Source organism: Providencia sp. PROV189 (assembly GCF_028480065.1).
In the GTDB taxonomy this organism is placed as follows: domain Bacteria; phylum Pseudomonadota; class Gammaproteobacteria; order Enterobacterales; family Enterobacteriaceae; genus Providencia; species Providencia stuartii.
On sequence record NZ_JAMPOG010000014.1, the window covers coordinates 86,337 to 109,488 of the forward strand.

Annotated in this window: 14 protein-coding genes and 2 pseudogenes; 9 read left to right on the forward strand and 7 right to left on the reverse strand. The window is 39.9% G+C overall.

The genetic code is table 11. The annotated features are described in order from the left end of the window. Nucleotides 1-78: 78 nt before the first annotated feature. Entirely contained in the window at nt 79-240 is a 162-nt protein-coding gene (locus tag PR833_RS10965) for a hypothetical protein (RefSeq protein WP_154598661.1), read from the reverse strand. Nucleotides 241-388: 148 nt separating this feature from the next. Here PR833_RS10965 and PR833_RS10970 point away from each other — a divergent pair, with 148 nt between their 5' ends. Together PR833_RS10970 and PR833_RS10975 are read left to right on the forward strand one after the other, a co-directional pair. Continuing rightward, entirely contained in the window at nt 389-1,798 is a 1,410-nt protein-coding gene (locus tag PR833_RS10970) for an aminotransferase-like domain-containing protein (protein ID WP_004919824.1), read from the forward strand. Between the two features lie 237 nt (nt 1,799-2,035). Beyond that, nucleotides 2,036-3,187, forward strand: coding sequence for an MFS transporter (locus PR833_RS10975; RefSeq protein ID WP_076913978.1), 1,152 nt, complete (start codon nt 2,036-2,038; stop codon nt 3,185-3,187). 33 nt (nt 3,188-3,220) lie between these two features. Here PR833_RS10975 and ydeE read toward each other — a convergent pair. Then, nucleotides 3,221-4,413, reverse strand: a pseudogene (gene ydeE, locus PR833_RS10980) (efflux MFS transporter YdeE). A gap of 305 nt (nt 4,414-4,718) precedes the next feature. Next, entirely contained in the window at nt 4,719-5,504 is a 786-nt protein-coding gene (locus PR833_RS10985; protein WP_004919833.1) for a helix-turn-helix transcriptional regulator, read from the reverse strand. 99 nt (nt 5,505-5,603) lie between these two features. On the opposite strand from PR833_RS10985, the gene PR833_RS10990 reads away from it, so the two are divergent. Then, nucleotides 5,604-7,025 carry an MFS transporter gene (locus PR833_RS10990; protein ID WP_004919838.1) on the forward strand — a complete coding sequence of 474 codons (1,422 nt, stop codon included), beginning with the start codon at nt 5,604-5,606 and terminating at the stop codon, nt 7,023-7,025. A 61-nt stretch (nt 7,026-7,086) separates the two neighbouring features. Here PR833_RS10990 and yghU read toward each other — a convergent pair whose 3' ends face one another. Further along, entirely contained in the window at nt 7,087-7,926 is an 840-nt protein-coding gene (gene yghU, locus PR833_RS10995; RefSeq protein ID WP_004919841.1) for a glutathione-dependent disulfide-bond oxidoreductase, read from the reverse strand. 48 nt (nt 7,927-7,974) lie between these two features. Further along, on the reverse strand, nt 7,975-9,132 hold the full coding sequence (locus PR833_RS11000) for an iron-containing alcohol dehydrogenase (RefSeq protein ID WP_053110198.1): 1,158 nt from the start codon (nt 9,130-9,132) through the stop codon (nt 7,975-7,977). A 273-nt stretch (nt 9,133-9,405) separates the two neighbouring features. On the opposite strand from PR833_RS11000, the pseudogene PR833_RS11005 reads away from it, so the two are divergent. The 5 genes and pseudogenes from PR833_RS11005 to PR833_RS11025 all read left to right on the forward strand — a co-directional run bounded on the left by PR833_RS11005 (nt 9,406) and on the right by PR833_RS11025 (nt 19,237). Next, a pseudogene (locus PR833_RS11005) lies at nt 9,406-10,601 on the forward strand (anthrax toxin-like adenylyl cyclase domain-containing protein). A 138-nt stretch (nt 10,602-10,739) separates the two neighbouring features. Next, a complete protein-coding gene (locus tag PR833_RS11010; RefSeq protein ID WP_004919852.1) occupies nt 10,740-12,005 on the forward strand; it encodes a M24 family metallopeptidase in 1,266 nt (421 codons plus the stop codon). Between the two features lie 21 nt (nt 12,006-12,026). Then, a complete protein-coding gene (locus PR833_RS11015) occupies nt 12,027-12,689 on the forward strand; it encodes a CerR family C-terminal domain-containing protein (RefSeq protein WP_014658371.1) in 663 nt (220 codons plus the stop codon). Between the two features lie 383 nt (nt 12,690-13,072). Beyond that, nucleotides 13,073-13,957: a 4Fe-4S binding protein gene (locus PR833_RS11020; protein WP_040133138.1), complete on the forward strand. Its 885-nt coding sequence runs from the start codon at nt 13,073-13,075 to the stop codon at nt 13,955-13,957. Nucleotides 13,958-14,296: 339 nt separating this feature from the next. Next, nucleotides 14,297-19,237 (forward strand): RHS repeat-associated core domain-containing protein, encoded by a 4,941-nt coding sequence (locus PR833_RS11025; protein WP_272526105.1) that lies wholly within the window; start codon nt 14,297-14,299, stop codon nt 19,235-19,237. 62 nt (nt 19,238-19,299) lie between these two features. On the opposite strand, the gene PR833_RS11030 is transcribed toward PR833_RS11025, so the two are convergent. Then, nucleotides 19,300-19,785, reverse strand: coding sequence for a MarR family winged helix-turn-helix transcriptional regulator (locus PR833_RS11030; protein WP_004919869.1), 486 nt, complete (start codon nt 19,783-19,785; stop codon nt 19,300-19,302). An 81-nt stretch (nt 19,786-19,866) separates the two neighbouring features. Here PR833_RS11030 and PR833_RS11035 point away from each other — a divergent pair, with 81 nt between their 5' ends. After that, a complete protein-coding gene (locus tag PR833_RS11035) occupies nt 19,867-20,748 on the forward strand; it encodes an EamA family transporter (protein WP_404935968.1) in 882 nt (293 codons plus the stop codon). A gap of 86 nt (nt 20,749-20,834) precedes the next feature. On the opposite strand, the gene PR833_RS11040 is transcribed toward PR833_RS11035, so the two are convergent. Further along, the gene (locus tag PR833_RS11040) at nt 20,835-23,024 is read right to left on the reverse strand and encodes a glycoside hydrolase (RefSeq protein ID WP_272526106.1); all 2,190 of its coding nucleotides are present in this window, start codon (nt 23,022-23,024) and stop codon (nt 20,835-20,837) included. Between the last annotated feature and the right edge of the window lie 128 nt (nt 23,025-23,152).

Here is a 23,152-nt window from a genome sequence, read left to right on the forward strand (position 1 = left end):
TTAAGAATCAATAAACTTTTATAGATAACATTAATATGAAAATGCTTTTTTGTTTACCCTATTGATAATTATTGATTTTTATATTTTTTGGTTTTTATATTTTTCAAATTTCTTTCTGGTTTTAAAGTGATAATAAATCGCTTTTATTGGATTGGTTAATTTTTTCAATATCCAAACGATAGGCTCTATTAAAATTAATTTAGAATAAGGTTTACCACCTTTGTTATGTTCATATTCCATATAACCCCCTTGTACCTTTAAATTTATAATTAGGTTTGCATAGAGAATAATCATAAAAAAGTGACAGATAGCGTTTTTTGCATAATACAGATCAAATATGGATAGTTTTGTATTACATTAATGCGATATGCAAACGGTTAAGGGCTGAATGATGTTACTGTACAAACAGATCGCGCAGACATTACAGGAAAAAATTCATCGAGGAGACTTTTTAAGTGGTGAAAAACTTCCTTCAGTGAGGGAGATAGGGCGTGAACACGAGGTCAGCTTAACAACAGCGCAGCTTGCTTATCGTGAGCTAGAAAAAATGCAACTGATCTATGCGGTACCTAAATCAGGCTATTTTGTTATTCCAAACAAAACCGAGGCTCTACTGCCTAAGGCGGTAAACTACATACAAAAACCAGTACATATCGCTCAATGGAACCCAACTATTGATTTTTTACGCGTAGAAGAGCGCGATAATATCACTTCATTATCTTGCGCGGTTCCGAATATCGATAACAAAACATTAGAGCCGCTGTGGCAAGAAATGAATATGCTCAGCCGTCGTAAAAATCGCTTAATGTTAGAGTATGATTGCTTACAAGGATTGCCAGCATTGCGTGAGCAAATTCATCATATTTCTGATCATAAAACCCTGTTTACGCCTGACGATATCGTGACGACGACAAGTGGTCATCAAGCATTATCGCTGTCTATTCAAGCATCGACGCAAGGCGATGATGTGATAGCGGTAGAATCACCGACATTTCCTGGTTTATTGCAGACACTGTATGGATTAGGCAGAAGAATTATTGAAATCCCAACAGATCCACAGACAGGGATCAAATTAGAACGGGTACAAGAGGCTTTTCATCGTTGGTCAGTAAAAGCTATTGTGGTAACACCGACTTGCAATAACCCTATGGGCTGCTCCATGCCTGAAACACATAAGCAGCAGCTATTGCAACTGGCAACTCAATATGGCGTGACGATCATTGAAAATGACATTCTTGCGGGATTAGCGTATGAATATCCGCGCCCATCGACGATCCAATCATTGGATAGTGATGGGCAGGTGATCCTTTGTAGTTCATTTTCTAAAACAATCGCCCCAGGGGTGCGAACAGGATGGGTGATACCCGGAAAATATAAAGAAAAAGTCATGCACTTAAAATATTTGTCTCACTGTTCGGGAGAAATATTTATGCAGCAAGTTATGGCTAACTTTTTACGTGATGGGCACTATTTCCCACATCTACGCGCTATGCGCCAACATTATAGTGAGCTGCAATGCCAGTATCGAGAACTAGTGGAAAGTCACTTTCCGCCAATGACACGGATTTCTCGACCACAAGGGGGCTTTTCATTATGGGTTGAGCATCCTCCGGTGGATAACCGTAAATTAATGGATGTTTTACAGCGCAATAAAGTGATTGTGCTAACAGGAGAGCACTTTTCATCTGATGGATGCTTTACACATCATTTACGTATTAACTACGCATTGCCGTTGATCCCAAGGCGTCTTAATGGAATAAAGATATTGGGGGAAACATTAAAATTAACCCGTTTATAATTAAAGGTATTGTGGTGTTTTTATTGATGAAAGGGCACCATAATGCCTCTTGACGAGCGTGTCGATGTTTTATAAGATCTAAACATCTAGTTAACTTCAAACATTCATATCTTATCTCCTGATACCACTTTTTAACTTCTTGTTTTAACCCATTTTAATTTTATTCCCCATCGCCCTTAACACCTATCTGTGACCTTGTGTTCACGGAAGGGCTGTCTATTATTCAAGAGAATTATTATGCAACCATATCGTTACTTATTATGGGTACTTGCTACGGCGGTTTACCTAGTGGGTACTACTGAATTTATGTTATCTGCAACATTAACACCGCTGGCTGAGGTTTTTTCGGTCAGTAGCGCACAAGCATCATGGCTAATTTCAGCTTATGCGCTGACTTATGCGGTTACAGCACCAGTGATAGGTTATTTTTCTGATCGCATCGATCGGCGAAAGTTATTGTTAGTAGCCATGTTTCTATTTGCGATAGATAGCCTGGCTATCATTGTTTCTCCGAACTTCACTATCGCAATGTTCTTCCGTATTTGTGGTGGCTTAGCGTCGGCGGCGATAGTACCCACCATTTTTGCTTTAATTGCAGATATCTTCCCAGCGCGTCAGCAATCCACAGCGATGGGGATGGTGATGGTTGGTATGACGATAGGGATCGTATCAGGCCCTGTGTTAGCAGGCGTATTAACAGAGTATTTAACATGGTACGCGCCCTTTATTATGACAACAGTAGGAAGTCTTATCGTATGGTTTTGTGTCTGTAAAATATTGCCACCTTCAAAGCCTCATCAAGACATGAGAAAACAAAGGGGATTCCAGTGGCTACAGGATATAAAAATAGTTCGTTTTATTAGTGCTAAAGCAATATGGAACGGCACTGCGGTCAGTGTTTTCTTATTGTCAGGAGAAGTACTCAGACTAAAATTTTCAATTGATAGCGCGCTAATCGGTGTTGTCGTTGCTGCGTTTGGAGTGGGGTTATTTATCGGAAATCTATTAGTTGGTCGGCTCAATCATTTTTTATCAAATGATAGCCAACGATTGTTATTAGTCATCTCTCTGATGGCAGTGGCGGTACTCACATTTGTTTTAGCGTATGTTCCACTGGTGGTACACACAGCATGTTTAGTTATTTGGGGCGGTTTTTTGGGGATGGCTGCGCCATTGAGTACCACCATGGTTGCGATGCGCAGTGGCGAAAACAAAGGTCAAGTATTAGCCGTTTCGGAAAGTTTTAATAACATTGTACTGTTTTCTATGCTGCCACTTTTATCATGGGTATTGAGCTACCATGGGCTAGTTACCATGAGTGTGATCATTATGCTAATGCTGACCATTGCCATTGTGTTGAGTGTATTAGATATTCGGTCGAGTCAATAATGGGGAAGCGCGAGTTGGCTTCCCCCTTCGTACCTACTGAGTTTGTAAGATTTGTCGTTGTTTGCTGACGTTCATACCTTTGAGCATGCTCATCCAAGCTAATACCGTGAAGAACATTAAAATAATAAAAATGGCTTTAGGGGGAAGCCTGTGAGCACGACCCCTGTAAGCATCGGGTTGAATGCACCGCCAAGCAAGCCAAGGGCTTGAGCCGAAAAATAGCTCGATTTCATGCCTTCCGGCGCAATATTATCAATCAACATGTACTCACCGGGCGCATAGATCAGCTCACCGAGAGTAAAAATAAAGGATCCTAGCGCCCATAAGTATAAGTTTTCGTCAGCTTCCATAAATGTGGCAAGGCCACCGACAAAAAAGAGAGTACCTAACGTCATATAACGCTTAAGGTTATCTGGTGTAAGGCGTTTACCTACCATATATTGTAAAGTAACCACAACCACTGCATTCATGGGAAGCACGACCCCGATGACGGCTTGTGCAAACTCGCTGTTGGATACGGTAATAACATATTGAGATATCCACGTTGTGAAGGTGCCAAATACCAGCGAGCCAAGAAAAGTGGACAAAATAAACCATGCTAATGCTCTGTCATGTAGCATCGCAGCGGGGTTCCATAAGCGCTTTTGGCCTTCTTGGTGGGGAGCAGGTTTCACACTTTGTACAAAGTGTTGAATAAAGAAAACGGGTATTGACGCTGAAATTGCCGCTAACCAAAATGGCAGATTGATGTTATACATCAATAACCATGTTCCAAGAGGCGGGCCGATGGTCCAACCGATATTCAAAAATGTGTAATTAAGGGAAAATACCTTTGCTTTAATAGAAAGAGGAAGAGTATCTGAAAAATAACCTTTTAGTACGGTTGAAAAGACGGAATAAGAGCAATTTATTAACGAGAAGAAAATAACCACAAGCACGGCATGACTTGAGAGTGGAATTGCAATAAAGCCCAAAATAAACGCAATAATAGCGATTAGCATACAGCGTTTCTTATCGACTTTATCTGCCAAAATACCAAAGCCCATACTAAATAAGACACCGATAGTTAAGGCAAGAGACATTGCAATACCCACAATATCAATAGCCATTTGGTATTCTCGTGTTAGGTAAATCGCCATAAATGGCAAGGTTGCTCCACGTCCAATGGTTAATAGCAATGAAGAGCAGAGTAAAGCGCTATTTGAAATATTTGATTTAGACAACATGACCCACGACCTAACGTTATAATTGTTATTGAGTTGTAGCACTCTCTGTTAAATAGATAAATTACCGAATTTTGTGATAACAGGGAATGGCTGCGTCAGTACAAAGGCTGAAAAAGATAAAAACAAGATATTGGATAACTCTTATCTAGGATTAGGGTTTTTTAAATAGGCAATAGAAGGAATAGCAGTACCTTTATAGAGGATTACGCTATTATTTTTGGCTTTAAGCCTATGTTACAGTATCGCCCAGCGTCATCACTGACATGATACAGAAAAGCGGCTTCAATAATTTCACAACAATCAGATTATTTCGGAATGTAGACTAATAACCGATTACCTTTTTCAATATCAAATGTCAAAGAAGAGTAATCATAATTTTCCACTTTACCTTGATAAGCAATTTCACGAATACCTGTACAAGGTTGGTAAATTTCATGCTTATGCCAAAGTTGGCTAAATAAAGTTGATTGTTCCAGCAGGGCGTTAATCATTTGTTTAATATTGGGGTTATTCTTGGTGCGAGCATAATCACGGCGAAAACTGGCCAGTAGTTGTTGGGCAACAAGTTGCCAATTAACGAAGCGTTCTTGGTAGCGAGGATCCATAAATAGAAGATAGAGGAAATTGCAATAATACGGTTGCGCATCCGAAAAATGAAAATAGTGATCGGCCCGAGTATTATAAGCAAGCACATCCCAGTGCAAGTTGAGCACATAGCAGAGATAATGATCAGGAAAATCGCTGATCATGCGGGAAATAGCCGAAGGAACACGATGCTCGGTATTACCTGTTGCTATCGGCTCGCGGTTATGGGTTAACAAATAAAGGTGTTGACGCTCAGCGCTATTTAAATGTAACGCGGCTGATAAATTATCAAGGAATTGCGTCGAAACGCCAATATCACGACCTTGTTCAAGCCATGTGTACCAAGTCAAACCAACCCCAGCTAAAGCAGCAACTTCTTCACGACGAAGCCCCGGTGTCCTGCGCCTTGTCGTTCGCGGTAGGCCGACTTCTTCCGGTGAAATACTTTCCCGTTTTTGCTTTAAAAACTCAGCCAGCTCAGGGCGCATTCGTTGCATCGCTTTCATAGCCTATTGCCTTTAGTAATAGTATAAATGGTTAAATTGTACCATGATAACGGATTCTTTATAGTCCTCATTTTATTCGGCTAGATAAATGAGAACATCATGAATCGACATCAGCATATCGCTCTTTTTGTATTAATATTGGCGGGGTTCGTAACAATTTTTGATCTATTTGTGGTTAATGTTGCCATTGTGACTATTCAGCATTCGTTAAATGCCAATTTGACTGAGCTAACATTAATTATAGTAGGTTATGAATTAGCCTTTGGTTTATTACTCATTACAGGAGGTCGGTTAGGAGACATTTACGGTAAAAAATGCTTATACCGCGTGGGTATGGCATGCTTTACGCTCACATCTTTATTTTGTGCATTCGCACCGACAGCAACCTTGCTGGTGGTCGCAAGATTTTTTCAAGGGCTATCTGCTGCATTACTGTTTCCCCAAGTGTATGCCAGTCTCCGTGTCAATTTTAATCCGTTACAGGCGAAAAAAGCATTTGGCTATTTGGGAATGAGCTTAGGACTCGCTGCTATTGCTGGGCAAGCTTTAGGAGGGTGGCTGATCACGTTAGATCTATTTAACTTGAGTTGGCGGACAATTTTTTTAGTGAATTTACCGATAGGCATACTGGCTATCGCATTATCGCGTTTTTTACTCGAAGGAGAAAAATGCCGCATTAATCTTGATTGGTGTGGCGTCATATTATCAGGTTTAGGGATCTGCTGTGTTTTATTGCCATTGCTTATGTTACCCGTATGGGGTTGGTTAAATACAAGTAGCCTATTACTCAGCAGTGGGGTCTTACTGTTGGCCATCTTTGCTTATTATGAAATCCGATTAGAGAAACAAGGAAAAGCGCCATTATTCAGTATGCAAATTCTGCGTAATCGCCCCTTTGTTATTGGATTACTGGTAGTAATGAGTGTTTATGCAACATCTTCCGCTTTCCCTTTAATGTTGTCTCTATTACTGCAAAAAGGGATCGGCTTAAGCGCATTTTTGTCAGGTATGATTTTTGTACCTTCTAGCATTGGATTTGTAATTTCATCGGTAATCACCCCTCTTTGGGTTAATCGCTATGGTGAAAGAACAATATTTTGGGGCGCGCTATTTTATGGCTTAAGCTATATGCTGTTACTTGTGATGCTATATTGGTTTTCATCGAATAGCTCAGCACTATGGTTGACGCCGGTTTTATTCCTTGTGGGGTTTACACAAGGTATGATCATGACACCGATGCTAAATTTAGTTCTTGCTAAAGTGAGTGTTCAGATAGCGGGGCAAGCTTCAGGCTTTACTGCAACATTGCAGCAAGTCGGAGCCGCGATAGGTGCCACTATGGTTTCTGTGATGATGCAGTACGGATTAACTCACTTTTCGGCTCAATTTCCCTTTGAACAACTTAAAAATGCGGTCAGTTTCGGGTTAGGTTTTAACTTTTGCATGGCGATATGCTCTGCAATTTTATTGCTAATGATCACTCGCCGAACGCCCACGCTGACCATTTCATCCTGCATATAAATAAAAGAGCCTTATACAAATCGCATAAGGCTCTTAATAAAGTCATACAGGTTAAAGCGCGCTATCGAAGATCACTTGCATCATGGCGTTCGCGGACTTGTTGTGCGGGGTCGCCATGTAAACGGTTAACTCGACGCCCTCGTTGTACCGCTGGGCGTGCATAAATTTCGTCAGCCCAACGGTTTAGGTGTTGATATTCGTGAGTACTGAGGAATTCATCAGCATCATATAACCAACCTTTGACTAACGCGCCATACCATGGCCAGATTGCCATATCCGCAATAGAGTAGTGTTCGCCTGCAATATAGTGGTTATTGGCTAAACGCTGGTCTAATACATCAAGTTGACGCTTGGTTTCCATCGCAAATCGATTGATGGGGTATTCAAATTTTTCTGGTGCATAGGTGTAAAAATGACCAAATCCACCGCCAACAAAAGGCGCTGAACCCATTTGCCAAAAGAGCCAAGAGAGGGTTTCTGCTCTTTCCGGTTGGGTGGTTGGTAGGAATGCTGAAAATTTTTCAGCTAAATAAGTCAAAATTGAACCGGACTCAAAAACACGGATAGGTTTTTCGCCACTTCGGTCAACTAATGCTGGAATTTTAGAGTTAGGGTTAATTTCGACAAAACCTGAGCTAAATTGATCACCTTCTCTGATATTGATCAGCCAAGCATCATATTCGGCTTCTTTTATACCCAGCTCGAGTAATTCCTCTAACATGATGGTGACTTTTTGCCCGTTAGGTGTTCCTAAAGAGTAAAGCTGTAGGGGATGTTTACCAATCGGTAGCTCTTTTTCATGCGTCGCACCTGATACTGGTCGATTGATATTTGCAAACTGTCCGCCATTACCTTGTTCCCATTGCCAGACTTTCGGTGGGGTATAAGTTGAATTATCCATTTTTACCTCCAGTTAGTGATCCCACCACAAGGGTGGGAGCGGGGTTTATTATAGAGATGCTACATAAACTCGGCGACTGACTTCAGGCGTAATATCATGATGCTCACCCAGTGCCGTCATTCCATTTTGGGTCAAACTTTCGATAAGAGGATCAATCACGTCTTCATTGAGGTTATAATCGCTAAAACGCGTTTTGACATCCATGCGCTCAAAAAACGCTCTTGTTAGCTCAATAGCTTGCAGAGCTTTTTGCTCCTCAGACCCTTCGTTGATCCCCCATACTTGCTGAGCATATTGAACCAGTTTAGCTTGTTTCTGCGGTAATTTTTCCTTCAACATAGAAGGTAAGACTATCGCTAGCGTTTGAGCATGATCTAAGCCGTATAGCGCTGTAATCTCATGGCCTAACATATGTGTCGACCAGTCTTGTGGTACACCCGCGCCGATAAGGCCATTTAGTGCCAAAGTGGCGGTCCACATTAAGCTTGCACGTAAATCATAGTCATGCGGAGTAGCTAACGCTTTTGGTCCAATATCAATTAGCGTTTTTAATAAACCTTCTGCAAATGCATCTTGTACATAAGCATGAGTAGGATAAGTTAAATATTGTTCCATTACATGAACAAACGCGTCAACAACACCATTGCTGATTTGACGTGGTGGCAGCGTAAAGGTTTTTACAGGATCTAAAATAGAAAATTGTGGATAGAGGCTGTCATGCATAAAGGCGCGTTTAGATTGCGTCGCTTCACGGGTGATCACTGAGCCTTTATTCATTTCGGAGCCTGTGGCAGGGAGCGTCAATACGGTGCCAAAGGGTAAGGCGGATGTTACTTTGGTTCCACCACTGGTCAAAATTTCCCAGAGGTCACCCTCAAAATTAACTGCCGCAGCAACAAATTTGGTGCCATCAATGACTGAGCCACCACCAACTGCGAGCAGATAGTTGTAGCCTTCTTGGTGAATTTTATCTACCGCTTTGATTAAAGTTTCATAGCGAGGGTTCGCCTCAATACCGCCGAATAGACCAACTTCACGCTCACCCAATGCTTGTTCTACTTCGTCTAATGTTCCTGTTTTACGTGCGCTTTCACCACCAAAAAGAATTAGAACTTTAGCCTCTTTGGGGACCAATCGATTCAATTCAGCAATTTTCCCTTTACCAAATACAATACGTGTTGGGTTATAAAATTCGAAATTGTTCATATATAGACCTTATTTCAGAATTGAAAGAGACGTTCTTTGCTTGTCATATCGTGCTGACAAGTGGGGTAAAGGACGACGAGATAATGAGAATACATTAACTAACATAAATATATTATACATGCATAATTTGGCTTTGTATTATCTCTATATGTCATTTTAAACAATTAAATAATTGATTTTGAAATCAAATGTCAAGCATTGTTTTATTAAAGAAATGAGGTGAAAAGTTTGATAGAAGGGAGGGAATTAGGAATAAATAAGTAAGGAAAAGTAATGATACAAACACATAAGAGCTACAACAAAATCGGTTATGAGCCTCTTCAAGCTGTAAATGAGCCTACCGAGCAAAAAACAACGCATTCTATAGCGCAGTTAACCGAGTGTATTAGCCAAAATACTGGATTGGTATCAAGCCATTTGCTCCCATTGCAGCAAGTTGCTAAGGAGCAAGATAGCATTATAGGCGTTCGGCCTGTAGACCGCTTTGCGACAGATTTAATTGCGGCGGGCTACCCGACAAAAAACTTTCATATCAAAGGTAAAAGTGCTTCATGGGGGCTCAGGCAGGGTTGATTTGTGTTGATCAGCGTTTTAGTAAATTAGAAAACAAATCTGAAGATCTCATTGATAAATATAACGGTTTTATTCGTCGTTGTATTGAAAAAGGTCATGCTCGGCCGATTCCTCTTGAAATAACAGAGGAGCGATTACACACCTTACTGCAAATGGGAGCGATTGATAACCTTAGTTTAGAAAATTCACAAGGGGTCAAACAATTTACCGCGAAAGGGCCTAGTTTGAAAAGTTATCAATTTGAGGCCAAATGGGAGCCTCAGCAACAAAAGTACCGAATTTATTTTGAGAAAAAATATCTTCAAGTATTAGCACCTATTGATAGTTGCCTACCTATCACTGCTGATTATGATTTATTGTTAATTGGCCCACACATGAGAGATTTTGGTCATCAAGATATGCTCCCTGTACCCGATGTTGCCCATTCGGTATATCGCCAACGTGTTGAAAAGTATCAACGCTTACCAACAGATGCAAATTTGAGCCAAGCTTATAGAGATGAAAACCATTTTTATCAAAATGAAGACAGTGAAATTGGTAATGCATCACCACGAGTGAGAGAGATGATTTCTTTAATTAATCGCGCATTAGTGGGTGAGGCAGAGAAAGTCGTACATCACAGTGTTGATGCAACAAGTCCAGTGACGGATTTAGATGCTAATTTTCCAGCAACGTTTGCTTTACCCAAAAAGATAGGGCGTTTTGATGAGTTATGCATCATAACGAATAAAGAAGAATTAGTTGAGTTGATAACAACGTCTAAAGCGGAGGGTTATCACATTAAAACTAACCCGTTATGGGAAAAAGAGTTACCCACGATCAGGCGGCCAAGTTTTGAATATGCGAAACGGAGGTTGTCGACAGTCAGTTTAAACTCAAAAATAACACATTTTTAAATGTTAATTTAAGTTAGTTTAAACAGAAAGTTAGAGTCATTTATCTCGTTCATTGTATAGGATGGTGAAAATATTTTTGACAGGAGAGCAAATTTTGATCTATATTTAATTCATTCAAATGAATTAAATGAGGTTGTTATGAAAAATAGAGTGATCCCAAACGCATTTACAATTAATGAGCGTGATAGAAGGTGGGGGCTTGCGCGCCAAATTATGCAAGCCAATGATCTAGAAGTATTAATGGTATATGGTGACAGAGAGTCTGCTGCACCAGCCCCATTTTGCATCGATCATTACTTTACCAATGACCGATTAGGATCAGTGGTTTTATTCCACCTTGATAAAGCGCCTGTCGTTGTCACGTTTGCACCTATGATGGTTGCTGATCATATGCAAGCTGCCATGCGTGGTGATATGCAGTGGATTGCGCCTGAACAAATCGTTGTTGGCAAAACAGGGCATAACATTGCACAAGTATTAATTGATTTAGGTGTATCTTCTCGTGCAAATATAGGCGTAATCGGTTTGGAACCATATCCCCCTTTTTATTTTGATGGTGCAATGCCGTTTAACACCTTAACAGGAATTAAAAAAAGATTGCCAAATGTCAATTTTGTTCCGGTATATAAACAGTTTTTCCAGCTCGCTTCCGTTAAAAGTGAAGAAGAACTTGAGCATATTAAGCATGCGGCCATGATCGGTGAAGCTATGAGCGAGGCCATGCGAGCAACCGCTATTCCAGGTAATACGGAAGCCGATATCGCTGCGGCAGTAACCTCTACATGTTTGTCTATGGGAGGATTCACCGCGGAAATATTAATGGGTTCAGGTCCTGAATATATCGGTTGGGGGCAACCTGCGTGGCAATACCGTTCGCAAAAGCCTCGTGAAATTCAAGAAGGTGATATTGTATTAACTGAGATATTTGCATTATATGGTATGTATGAGACACAGCACCAAGCTGCTGTCGCAGTAGGTAAGGTACATCCAAATATTGAAAAAGCGGCTGAAATTTCACGGGAATGTTATGAAATTGGCGTCGAATATCTAAAAGAAGGGGTCACCTTCGGCGAAGTTGTCGATAAAATGGAGCAACCATTATTAAGATCAAAAGGTTGGCATGTGCATCCTCTAATCCACAGTATTAACCCTTACGGGCCAATTGGTTTTGGTACTGCACCCGGTATTGAATCATTGCCGATTGCACAAAAATATCGTCAATTGGAAAGATTACCCAACCCAGGCAGAGAGTTAGTGCTAAAAGCAGGTATGACGTTTGCGTTTGAACCTAATTGTGCGTTTGGTTATCATTTATGTAATCTAGGCGGAACAGTTGTCGTTGGCAAAGAAAAAGGGATCGAATTGAACAAAAATTCCACCTATTTGATGCGAGCCGATATTTAACCCATAGGGCCACAGCGGGATATGACAGAGACCAATAAAAACACGCTTTCATCTGAGTCAACAAAAGAAAAATTGATAAACGAAGGGATCAAATTATTTGCTCTTCATGGAATTGCTGGAGTGAGAACCCGACAATTAGCAGATAATGCCGGGGTCAACCAATCAGCCATTCCTTATCATATGGGAGGAAAGCTGGGCGTCTATTCCGCTGTTATTCAAAAAATTGCCAATGACCTCGCGGCCGCTAGCAATACTCATGAATTTGACCGTACTTTTGCAGAGCTGACAGCGCAACATCCGATACAGACGGAACGGGCTAAAACATTACTTCATATGTTAATGGGGGGCCTTGGGCATGCTCTGCTGCTCCCAGAACACAATTATTACTCTGTATTGATCTTAAGAGAACAGCTTGAGCCGACAGAAAATTACGAAATTATTTATCGTGATTTCATCGAACCTTTCCATATGCGTTTATCAAGTTTGATTCAGTTTATCAATCAAGTTGATGAACAAACCGCAATTATTCGTGCACATGCACTTATTGGGCAGGTATTGGGTTTTGTCGTCGCTAAAAAACCGTTATTAAAAAGGCTTAATCAATCCCAAATTACTCAGTCATTGCTTGATGATATTTTGCAGCAAATAGGTTTATTGGCTAGTCGAGCGCTACTTAGTGATTAACCTGTCATTCAGGGCGATAGGGATAAATTTAGGATATATAATGGCTGTTCTTATAGTGCAAAAATGGTAGAGCCTAAGCATTTATATGTTCAATAAGTAAACGTTAGTATTGATGAGTATATAGTTTGATAGTCTACTTGTATCGTATTAGGTTACAAAATGGTGACTGTTAGGTTATAGGCAATAATCGAGGTTATTGTTACCTGTCCATGATCAATCATTTACCTACTATAATTCCCCTAAATTCTGATTAGTAGGTATAATAAAGTCCTCAGCTTAAGTCGCATTCGCTCATATTACGAGAAGAAAGCGATTTTTTAACTCGGTTACTGAGGGTATTCAGTCGTTTTATATTTTATCGTTACATCATGGAGTTTGGTTGTATGAGGCATTTTATTAGGATGGATCTTCCTCCTGAACCCATTATCAATGATAAATGTGTGAGGAAACGCCTCAAAAATAGTGTCTGTGATAGTTGTTCACAAGTTTGCCCTGTAGGGGCTATCTCTTTTGAGACGATGAATGCAACTATCGATAACCAGCTTTGTTACCAATGTGGGAACTGTTTGTTTTCATGTCCTGTCGATGCAATCGAAAATATCTCGCCGCATGAACGTACTTATCACAACAATCATCTGGTTATTAGCCACGATGAGCCTTTGGCAAGTGTGGAAGAGTTATTAGTTTGGCATAAGCAATACCAGATAAATGGGGTAGAAATTGCGGAGCCACTGGTAGAAAAATGGTTGCCGGTGCTGGCGGCGCTGAATATTCAGCTAAAAACGTTGCAAGAGCCTATTTGGCAATTGGTAGTAACACAACCACCAGAAATTGATAGTGGCCGTCGCTCCTTATTCTTTCGTCAAAAACTGGATGAGAATCCATTAAATAAAGGGCAAGTGAGAACGGGTTTAAATGCCCGCAAACAACTCTATCCGCAAGACAGTTGGTTCCATATTGAACTTGATGTCTCAAGCTGTATTTTATGTGGTGCGTGTGCCAAAGTTTGCGATGAACAAGCGATCCTTATTGAAGAAAATCAATTTATCTTTGATGAAAAACGTTGTACTGGCTGCATGAGCTGCCAAGTGGTGTGTTTTCCAAAATCAATTGAAGTCAAATCCCAAGTCGCCAAAAATAACCAGCCTACGGTATATCACTACTATGATGCTCAGTGCGAAAAATGTCGATTGGCTTTCTTGTCTTGGCAGCCCAACGCGCATTTATGCCCGATTTGCGCACAGCATCAGAAGCAGGGATGGTTATAATAAAAAAGCGAAACGTACTTTTTTATTTTTTCTTGATTAGTGATCTATTATGAAAACTTCTTTATTCGATAGGTGATGAATAAGGAAGTTTGCTATTCCCCCTAGTAAGTATTCAACCCTATTGATTGCTGGCGTTAAGTCCGAATTTAAAATAGATAAGATAGCACTAAGACAAAATTAATATTTTGTGTTGTTTTTTATTTTTTACTTTAAATTGAGTCGCTGATTATCATGATAAGAGAAAATGGATATTATCATGTTTGCTATTTGATTTTAAACATTAAATATCATTCTAACTAAATTTAGTGCTACTTTTCTATTTTTTATTAAAGGGGAACTATGAGTACTCAATTCAGCAGCGAGTCGGGTAATTTCTTAGGGAAGTTAAAGACAAATGTTGATGTCAGAACAGGACAGTTTCTTGTCAGCATACCTTTCGTTAATATTATTGCTAATCAGCGTTCTGGGCCGGATCTTGCTCTATCTGTATCCTATTCGCCACTGCAAGATGCTAACTATGGTTTTGGAAGAGGGTTTTCAATAGGGATAACGATGCTCTGTTTGCGTAATAATACATTAGAGCTAAGTAGTGGCGAAAGTTATAAAATAACACCAGGAACAGTAAATGTTATAAATAAAAGGCTTAAACACTTTATATTAAAATATACAAATAATACCAATAGTCATGATGGTTATACTGTTATTTGGAAGGATGGGAAATCTGAGAGCCTCACTCTTATCGGTGAGGATTATTATGTTACCACAAAGATTATGTCAGAATTAGGCCGTGAATTATCCTTATCATGGTCATGGAGTGGTGAATACCCATTATTAAAAAGGGTTAAAGACGAATTTCAAACACTTTGTGAAATAAACTACTCGCATTATGTTAGCATTCGTGTTTTTCCAGAAACCAATGATGAGTACTTAATAAAATTTTCATTAATTAATCATGAGCAACTTAACTATATTGCTTGTGAATATGCAGATAATGCGTTTATTTATTGGCGTTTTGGCTATGAGGCATTAACTGAAAGCAATAAGCATTATCTAACGCAAATTATTTATCCTACAGGACTGACTGAGCAGGTCGAGTACAGTGAGCTGTTTGGTTTTCGTTTCCCAAGTAGCTCGGGTAAAACAGGGCGGTTACCGGTTGTTACATCATATATCATTAATCCAGGTTTTGGGCAGCAAAAAACGGTTAAACGCTACAAATATAGCGAGCATAATTTTTTAGGTTTTAATGGCGACTTTGGTGATTGGACGAGTGATAGTGATTATATTTATAAACTTTTAACAGACTATACTTATAGCTCTACAGAAACAATTTCTGATGGTAGCAGTGAAATTAAAACCACTCGTGTATTTAATAATTATCATCTGCAAATTAGTGAGGAAATAGAGCGAGATGGCTGTAAAACAAAAAATGAAATAGAATATTATGCTCAAAAATATACGCCTATTCATTTTCAGCCTGAACAGTTCCAATTAATGAAAACACAGGTTATCACGATCACTGATAACGAGGGTAACCAAAGAAAAGAGATTAGCGAATATGAATTTGATGAACAAGGCAATCAAACTTTACAAGTAACACCCGATGGCACTCGAGTGGTCACAACATGGTATAAAGCCGAAGGGGAGGAGGATTGTCCTGCCGAAGTTAATGGGTTTATTCGGTATATGAAAGAAAAAATCACTTACCCATTAAACAGAAAGCATAATGAGCCGATTAATAAAATCTATTATAGATATGAAAATTTGGCGAATACCTCTATTGCAGTAATCGCAAAACAACTATTTTATTCAGATGAAATACTATTTAAGTGTCTCTCTTTCAGTTATTTTCAAGATGCTAAACGCCTAGGATATGGTACGCCATCATTAATTAGAAGTACTCAATATACTTTGGGTGAAAATTCACAACATTTCACATCCTATCAGCAATTTGATTATCAATTAAATGGCGATACTATTATAAAAAAGAATACAGATATTAGCTTTGATAATATCATTACCACCACCACTCAAACGATGTCGGTATTACGAGGTGTTGTACTTGAAGATATAAATCAGCTTAATGTCGTTCAAATTTATACCTATGATAAATTAGGACGCCCATCTTATAAAAAATCGGCAGTAAATACGCCTTATGAAACCTCAGTCTCTTGGAAATATTTAAAAATAGAGGAGGGTGTTATCACTATTGAAAAAGATAAATGTGGGAGTCAGTTTAAGCACTATTTTGATGGTTTAGGGCGGAAAATTCGTACAGATGTATTAGATGCTTATGATAGTAAAAAGTGGCATAAAATAGAATCTTGCCAATATGATGCATTTGGTAAAATAGTTAAACATTTGCAATATGATCACCATTTATCTGGCTTAAATACAGCCGAATTTATCTATCAAACGACGGCAAACTATGATGGCTGGGGAGAGGTTACCGCATTAACACAATCTATCGGCGTTACGGATATGATAAAGATAGACCCTATCGCCTTAACCAAAACAACATATCCTATCAATACAGAAGTAGCCTCAGCATCCCGCCACGGGAAAACGGTAATTACGCTGAATAAACAAAATCAGCAAATTGAATCTGAATATTTATTAGGTATCGATGGGAAGGTCGCTGCCGCCAAATATTATAAAAGTGACTCCCTTGGGCGCCTGTTAAACATAACCGATGAGTTAGGGCACAGTATTGAGAACACTTACGACTGTTTTAATCGCATCGTGACTCAAAAATATGAAGATGGCACAGTGATCCATCGACAATACGCTCCCCATTCCCAGAATGAACTGGTGACGGCAATAACCGTTACTGATCGCTCCCAACAAGCGTGGTTACTTGGTGAACAACAATTTGATGGCTTAGAACGCCTAGTAAGTCAAACTGTAGGAGGAAGAACAACGCAATTTCAATATGAAAACGTTTATCCGGAACCCAGTCTAGTCATATTGCCTTCGGGAGAAAAAATTCACTTCGAATATATTCCTGAATTAGATTGTCTGACAAAAAAAGTGATGACGAGTGAAACGACACAGCAATTTGATTACGATGTAGCCACACAAAAAATAGTCTTTGCAAAATCGGAGAGCACACTCAATATAAATAAATTAAATCAACAAGGTGACTTAATAGAAGAGTATTTTTTGATTGATGACCAAGTGCGAAAAACACAATATGAGCGCACTGTTTTAGGGACCGTCGCCAAATATACAGATATTGATAACAATGAAACTCGGTATATATGGCGAAAAGACGGGCAAATAGAATCCATAATCGATGCAAATATCATCGTCACTTTTGAATATGATGAATTAGGGCGAACCGCTATCCGTAAAGCGAAAAGCACTAAAGCAGATGAATATGTAGAGATTAAATATGCTTATGATGAGTTTAATAAGGAAGTGACACGGGAAATTATTGATAGTAATGGTACGCATTTTATTATCAATAAAAGTTGGTTAGCGAATGGGTTACTCGCAACTCAAAACACATTTCGAAATACACGATTAATCCGCAGTGAGCAGTATCAATATGATGTGAGGAATCGTTTAACAAATTATTTTGTGCAAGGCAGTGAGCTTCCAAAAGATAGCACGGGAGCGAATGTTATCGAACAATTTTTTGAATACGATGCACTGAATAACTTGCGTCAGGTTGTGTCTGTATTTTCGGGGCAACAAGAAAATATCAGTACTTACCATTATGAAAATACGTTAGATCCAACTCAATTAACACGTATCACTCACTCTAACCCTCATTATCCTGCAACTGTTTTTACATATGATGCTTGCGGTAGAATGATATGTGATGAAGTAGGAAGAACATTAAAATACGATATGCTGAACCGACTCATGGATGTCAGCGTCAATGATTTAGTGAGTGCTAAGTATGGTTATAATGCCTCTAATCAACTCGTTAAACAGGAAACTCACGATAATGGCACCTATTATCTCTATTATCGTGATGATGAACTAGTTCATGAAATTAATACAAGCAAAAAGCAAAATATTCGCCTGATTAAGTCAGATCATGAGTGCTGCGCAGTGGTTGATGATAATCAACTGGTCTTTATGGCCGCGGGTCATAATGAAAGTGTGTGTTGGTCTCGTCATTCGAAAATGGAAGAAGGGGATACACATACATTTTTGCCCTATGGAGATAGTGAAATTAAAGAAAACACCTATGTGGCTTTTAATGGTGAAAGAAAAGATCCGCTGACTGGCGTTTATCATTTAGGTAATGGCTATCGTGCTTATAATCCAACGATTATGCGTTTTAACTGCCCTGATAGTTTAAGCCCATTTGGTGAAGGGGGGATCAATCCCTATGTTTACTGTAATGGAGACCCCATTAATTATACTGATCCTACGGGGCGAGCACCGGCGGCTGCTATAACTGGAATACTAGCCAACTTGGCATCTGCTTCGGCGAATATTGCATTTGCTTATATTACCTCATCATTTGCTTGGTTTGCCGGTACTACTTTTTTAACTGTAGCAGGCGAGGCACTCGGAATTGCTAGCATAGCGACCCATGATGATTCACCGGAAGCATCGAATCGGACATCAGCAAATTTGGGATGGGCTTCTATTGCACTTGGAGTGACTTCCGTTATAGCGACAAGTGGCATGTTTATATGGCGGCTAGAGAGAATGCCTATGCCAGCACCGCGTTATAGAGCACATTCTGTAGGAAACGGTCAAATTCAATTAAGAAGAGCCTCGGAAGTAGAACATCACGACTTTTTTGCACGTAGAATGGGGCGGCGCGGCGCTATCGCTGGAGGGGAGGGAACAAGTGCAGAGAGTGGTATCTCATCAATGTCATCAAGACGCTCTTCTGTATCTTCTAATCGTGCTCAAGCAGGCTCTTTCGGATCTGATAGTGCACACTCTCATGATAGCGGGCTTTCTAGAGTTAGCCACTCGGGCGTTTCCTCTTCATCCCAAGAAGTAGAAATGATCCCCCCTTCAGCTAATAGGCGTTTAAGTGCAGAAAGTTTAGGCTCATTACAGCCAAGCCAGCAGTATGCTCAAGCATCAACTTCGCGTGCGGTTCCCTCAACATCGCGCAGTATGTATACAAATAATAGCCATATTGGCCAGCAAAAAATTAGTAATGACAAGTTAATGGGAGGAACAGCGAAAGTACAATTGGAGGGTGCGAGTGGCTATGTGACGTTGTACCCTGAAAATAGGGGGAACACACAGTTGAGTTTAATACGCCCTGATTTTGATATTTTCCGTCGAGCCTCATTTTAGTGAGGTTGAAAATATTTCAGAGATGAGTAATAAAGGAAAACAGTCGTTATTTGGCTGTTTTTTTATTTTTCTAAAGATACTAGAAATACTTTAAGAAGCTGATTTAATGCGTTTTGTTCGTCAGTGGTCAACCCCGCCACTAATCTTGCTTGATTAGCGACATGTGCTTCAATCGCTTGGTTAATTAAGGATAAGCCATCATCAGTTAATGACACCAAAAAGCCGCGTCCATCTTCTGGATTAGGATGGCGTTTAACTAACCCAGCTTTTTCAAGTTGATCAATACGATTGGTCATTGTGCCAGATGTCACCATCAGTGTAGCCAACATATCACCTGGTGAGAGAGTGTATGGGTGACCCGCGCGACGTAGTGTCGCTAATACATCAAAACTAGAGCGGTTAAGGCCAAATTGTGCGAAAACCTTCTCCATTTCACGGGTGAGGTGGAGAACAATATTACCTAGTCGACCGATCAGCCCCATCGCGCTGATATCTAAATCAGGGCGTTCACGTGCCCATTGTTGAATGATTTTATCTATACGATCCATAGGCCAATCATGACAACTATTTATCTTGACGTCAAGTTAGTTTAAAACTATCTTGATATCAAGATAAATGAGAAGGGTTTTATGATGAACCGATATACGGCTTTGTTATTAACGGCATTAGCGCCGATTGTTTGGGGAAGTACCTATTTGATTACTACTGAGATGTTACCATCGGGCTTCCCGCTAACATTGGCAGTATTAAGGGCATTACCTGCGGGATTGCTATTATTGATTTGGCTGCGTAAATTACCTCAAGGGATTTGGTGGTTACGAGTAACGCTATTAGGGATTTTAAACTTCTCGCTGTTTTGGTGGCTCTTGTTTGTTGCTGCCTATCGTTTACCCGGAGGCGTCGCGGCAACAGTAGGGGCGATACAACCACTGATTGTATTATTCTTAAGTTATTGGTTATTAAAAAGCCCACTTTCCGCATTGTCTATAGCCTCGTCTTTTGCAGGGATTGCGGGTGTGGCAATATTATTATTGACCCCTAATGCTGCACTAGATCTAACGGGAGTGATCGCGGGTATCGCCGGCGCTTTTTCAATGGCGGCAGGTACCGTGCTGAGTCGTCGTTGGCAGCCACCAGTAACGCCATTGATATTTACAGCATGGCAATTAACTGCTGGCGGGATCGTTTTATTGCCATTCGCTCTGTGGTTAGAGCCTTCATTACCATCATTAACGGTTATTAATATGATAGGGATAAGCTATCTGACTTTAATTGGTGGCGCATTGACTTATGCTTTATGGTTTAGAGGACTTGCCTTGCTAGGCCCAAGCTCAGTCGCTTCTTTAGGGTTTTTAAGTCCAGTTAGTGCTGTCATATTAGGTTGGGTAGTATTAGATCAGAGCTTAAGTTTATTACAGCTTTTAGGTATGGTGGTGATATTAGGCAGCGTATGGACAAGCCAACAATCAGAAAAACGATTAGCACAGCGTACATTACAGCAGCTAGCATAACTAGCTAAACGACGTAGTATCTATGTGGCATAAAGGGTAAGTTGCATATGAAACTTACCCTTTAATGTTATTTGAAGATAATGAAGCTAACGAGCGTAGTTCTGCTTAATGACCCGTCCGTCAGACAAAATGGCTTTTAACGATTGTGGAGGTAAATCTTTAAATACTTGCTTAGAAAAATTGGCCATGATTATTGAGCCATCACTGAAGCGAGTTTCTTGTACCCAGCCTTGATTATCAAGCCATTGAAAGCCGACCATTTTTTGATCCCATAAAGCCTCGTGTAGTGGCCGATAAACACTGTTAGATTTCATCATGGCGGGGAGGCGCTGGTGAAGGGTGCTACGGCTTAAATTGTATAAAGGCGCGGTATTATATAACTGGCTGAGTAACTCTCTCGTTACCTGTACTTCGGGGAATTTGAGGTTATCAAAGGTCCAGTGATGAGTACTAATAATAGTATCATGGAAGACAGCTTGGTACATTGGGAGACGCCAACGGGGATCAAATACAACGGTTAAATAAGGTTGTTTTAATTTTGCTTGTTTAAAAAAGGTCGCTGGTTCACTTTCAGGCCACCAGGCACCTAAATAGTAAGGAGAATGCTTATCTTTATGGATACTAGGATCGCCCCAACCAAAACCCCACGTTTCCATCCCGTGGGCAAACATTAAATGCTTTGCTGTTAAGGCATTGCCATCTTCAGATCCTAAAGGAATTCTAAGGTTTTTTTCAATCCACTGCATACGTGCATTACGGGCGTGTGTCATTTGCTCTGCACTTGTGCGATTTTCTGGATTATAGTCATTTGTTACCATCGCTGTACCATCGACATCAAGGAATAAACTATTCGTTGATGAAAGCTCAAGTAATTTTCTGATCCTATCTTGTGAATAACTTAACATGCAGCCTGGATTCAGGTAGTAACCTTTGCCACTAAACCCAGCTAATTTGGTGCCTTTTTCCTGCACAATGGCGCATTTTTCGCGTAATTCGTTGGTGACTTGAGCGGTAAGCCATTGGTCATTTGTACCAACAGGGATCCCGGTATCATAGGAGTCATAACTGCCAATTAAATAACCCAGCTCAATGGCTTGTTCAACTGCTTGAGGCTGATAAAAGGTTACGGTCCAATTATCAACTCCTAACCAAAGTTTATCTAGTCCTCTAATGTTGAGCTGGTTAATCAGTGGAATTGATAAACCTTGCCCCCAGTTTTCGCTTGCGATTAACCATGGCCCTAACTGCTGTGTAACAACTTGCTTTATTTTTTGTGCTTGTAGCTTCTGAGAGTATAAAAAATCACTATCGTCAGGTGTTTTTTGATTAGGAACGATACGCTTGAAGGCTTCATTCAAAGCTCCAACTAAGTATGGTTGCTGCCATTTTTCAGGCGGTGAGAGCTTAATCTTTTTGAATGCTTCTTGCGCTTCTTGTTCTAGTGCATCCCAAATAGACTGACCATTCGGAGATTGTAAATATTGGCTTAACCCTTGCCAATCTTTAATATCTTGCTGATCAAGCAACCCTTTACCCCATACATAAATGTGAGTCGCACCAATTAGCTTTTGTCCATCGGGGATATCCGCGAATTTTTCTCGTAATGTTTTAATTTCACCCTTTGATTCTAAATATTGGCGGTAAGCGAAAGCGCCATCCAATGGGGTATCGCCAATTGAGAGTATTACATCAAAGGGACGGTTTAGATTAAATTGGTCAAAGACATGACGAGCAGACATTTTCAGCTGTTTAGATTGGGTCGTAAAATCAATCTGATTACCAAATGGATTTGCCATTAACCAGCTATAAACGTGTTTTTGCTGTTGGCCCCATAATGGGAGTTTAAGGTCATAGTTAGTATCAATCCCATTTTGTTCATTGATTAAATACTGTTGCCATATGGGATTGTCAGTGGGGATGTGACTGCCTTCACCTAACGGCAAATATAGCGCTGAAACTGTGATAGGAGATTGATACCAAAAGAGTTGTTGACTTTGTGTTGTGGTAAAGCGTAAATGAAGTTGTTTACCTTCAAGGTGAGCCGTCACTTCCATCTGTTTATCTGGCCAATACCATCTGGCGCTATCTGCACCCGAGTTAAGCTTTTCAACAAGGGTATACTGAGTGCCTTCATTAATGATCTCATCTTGATAAGTCATTTTTAAGGTTTCGGGTTCAATGGCGATAGAAAAATCAGTATTTTCTAGCGTTATGCCGTGAGCGATTGAGCTAATAAATAGTAGGGCTACGGTAATTTTGCAGGAGTATTTGGTCATTTAATTATAAACTCTACTTTTATAAAATATTTTAATGTGATTAATGAAATTCTAACTTGAGCGAAAAGAAATCAAAATCAGATTTAAGTATAGATAAAAACTCGAATTAATCGCGTTAAGTTGAATAT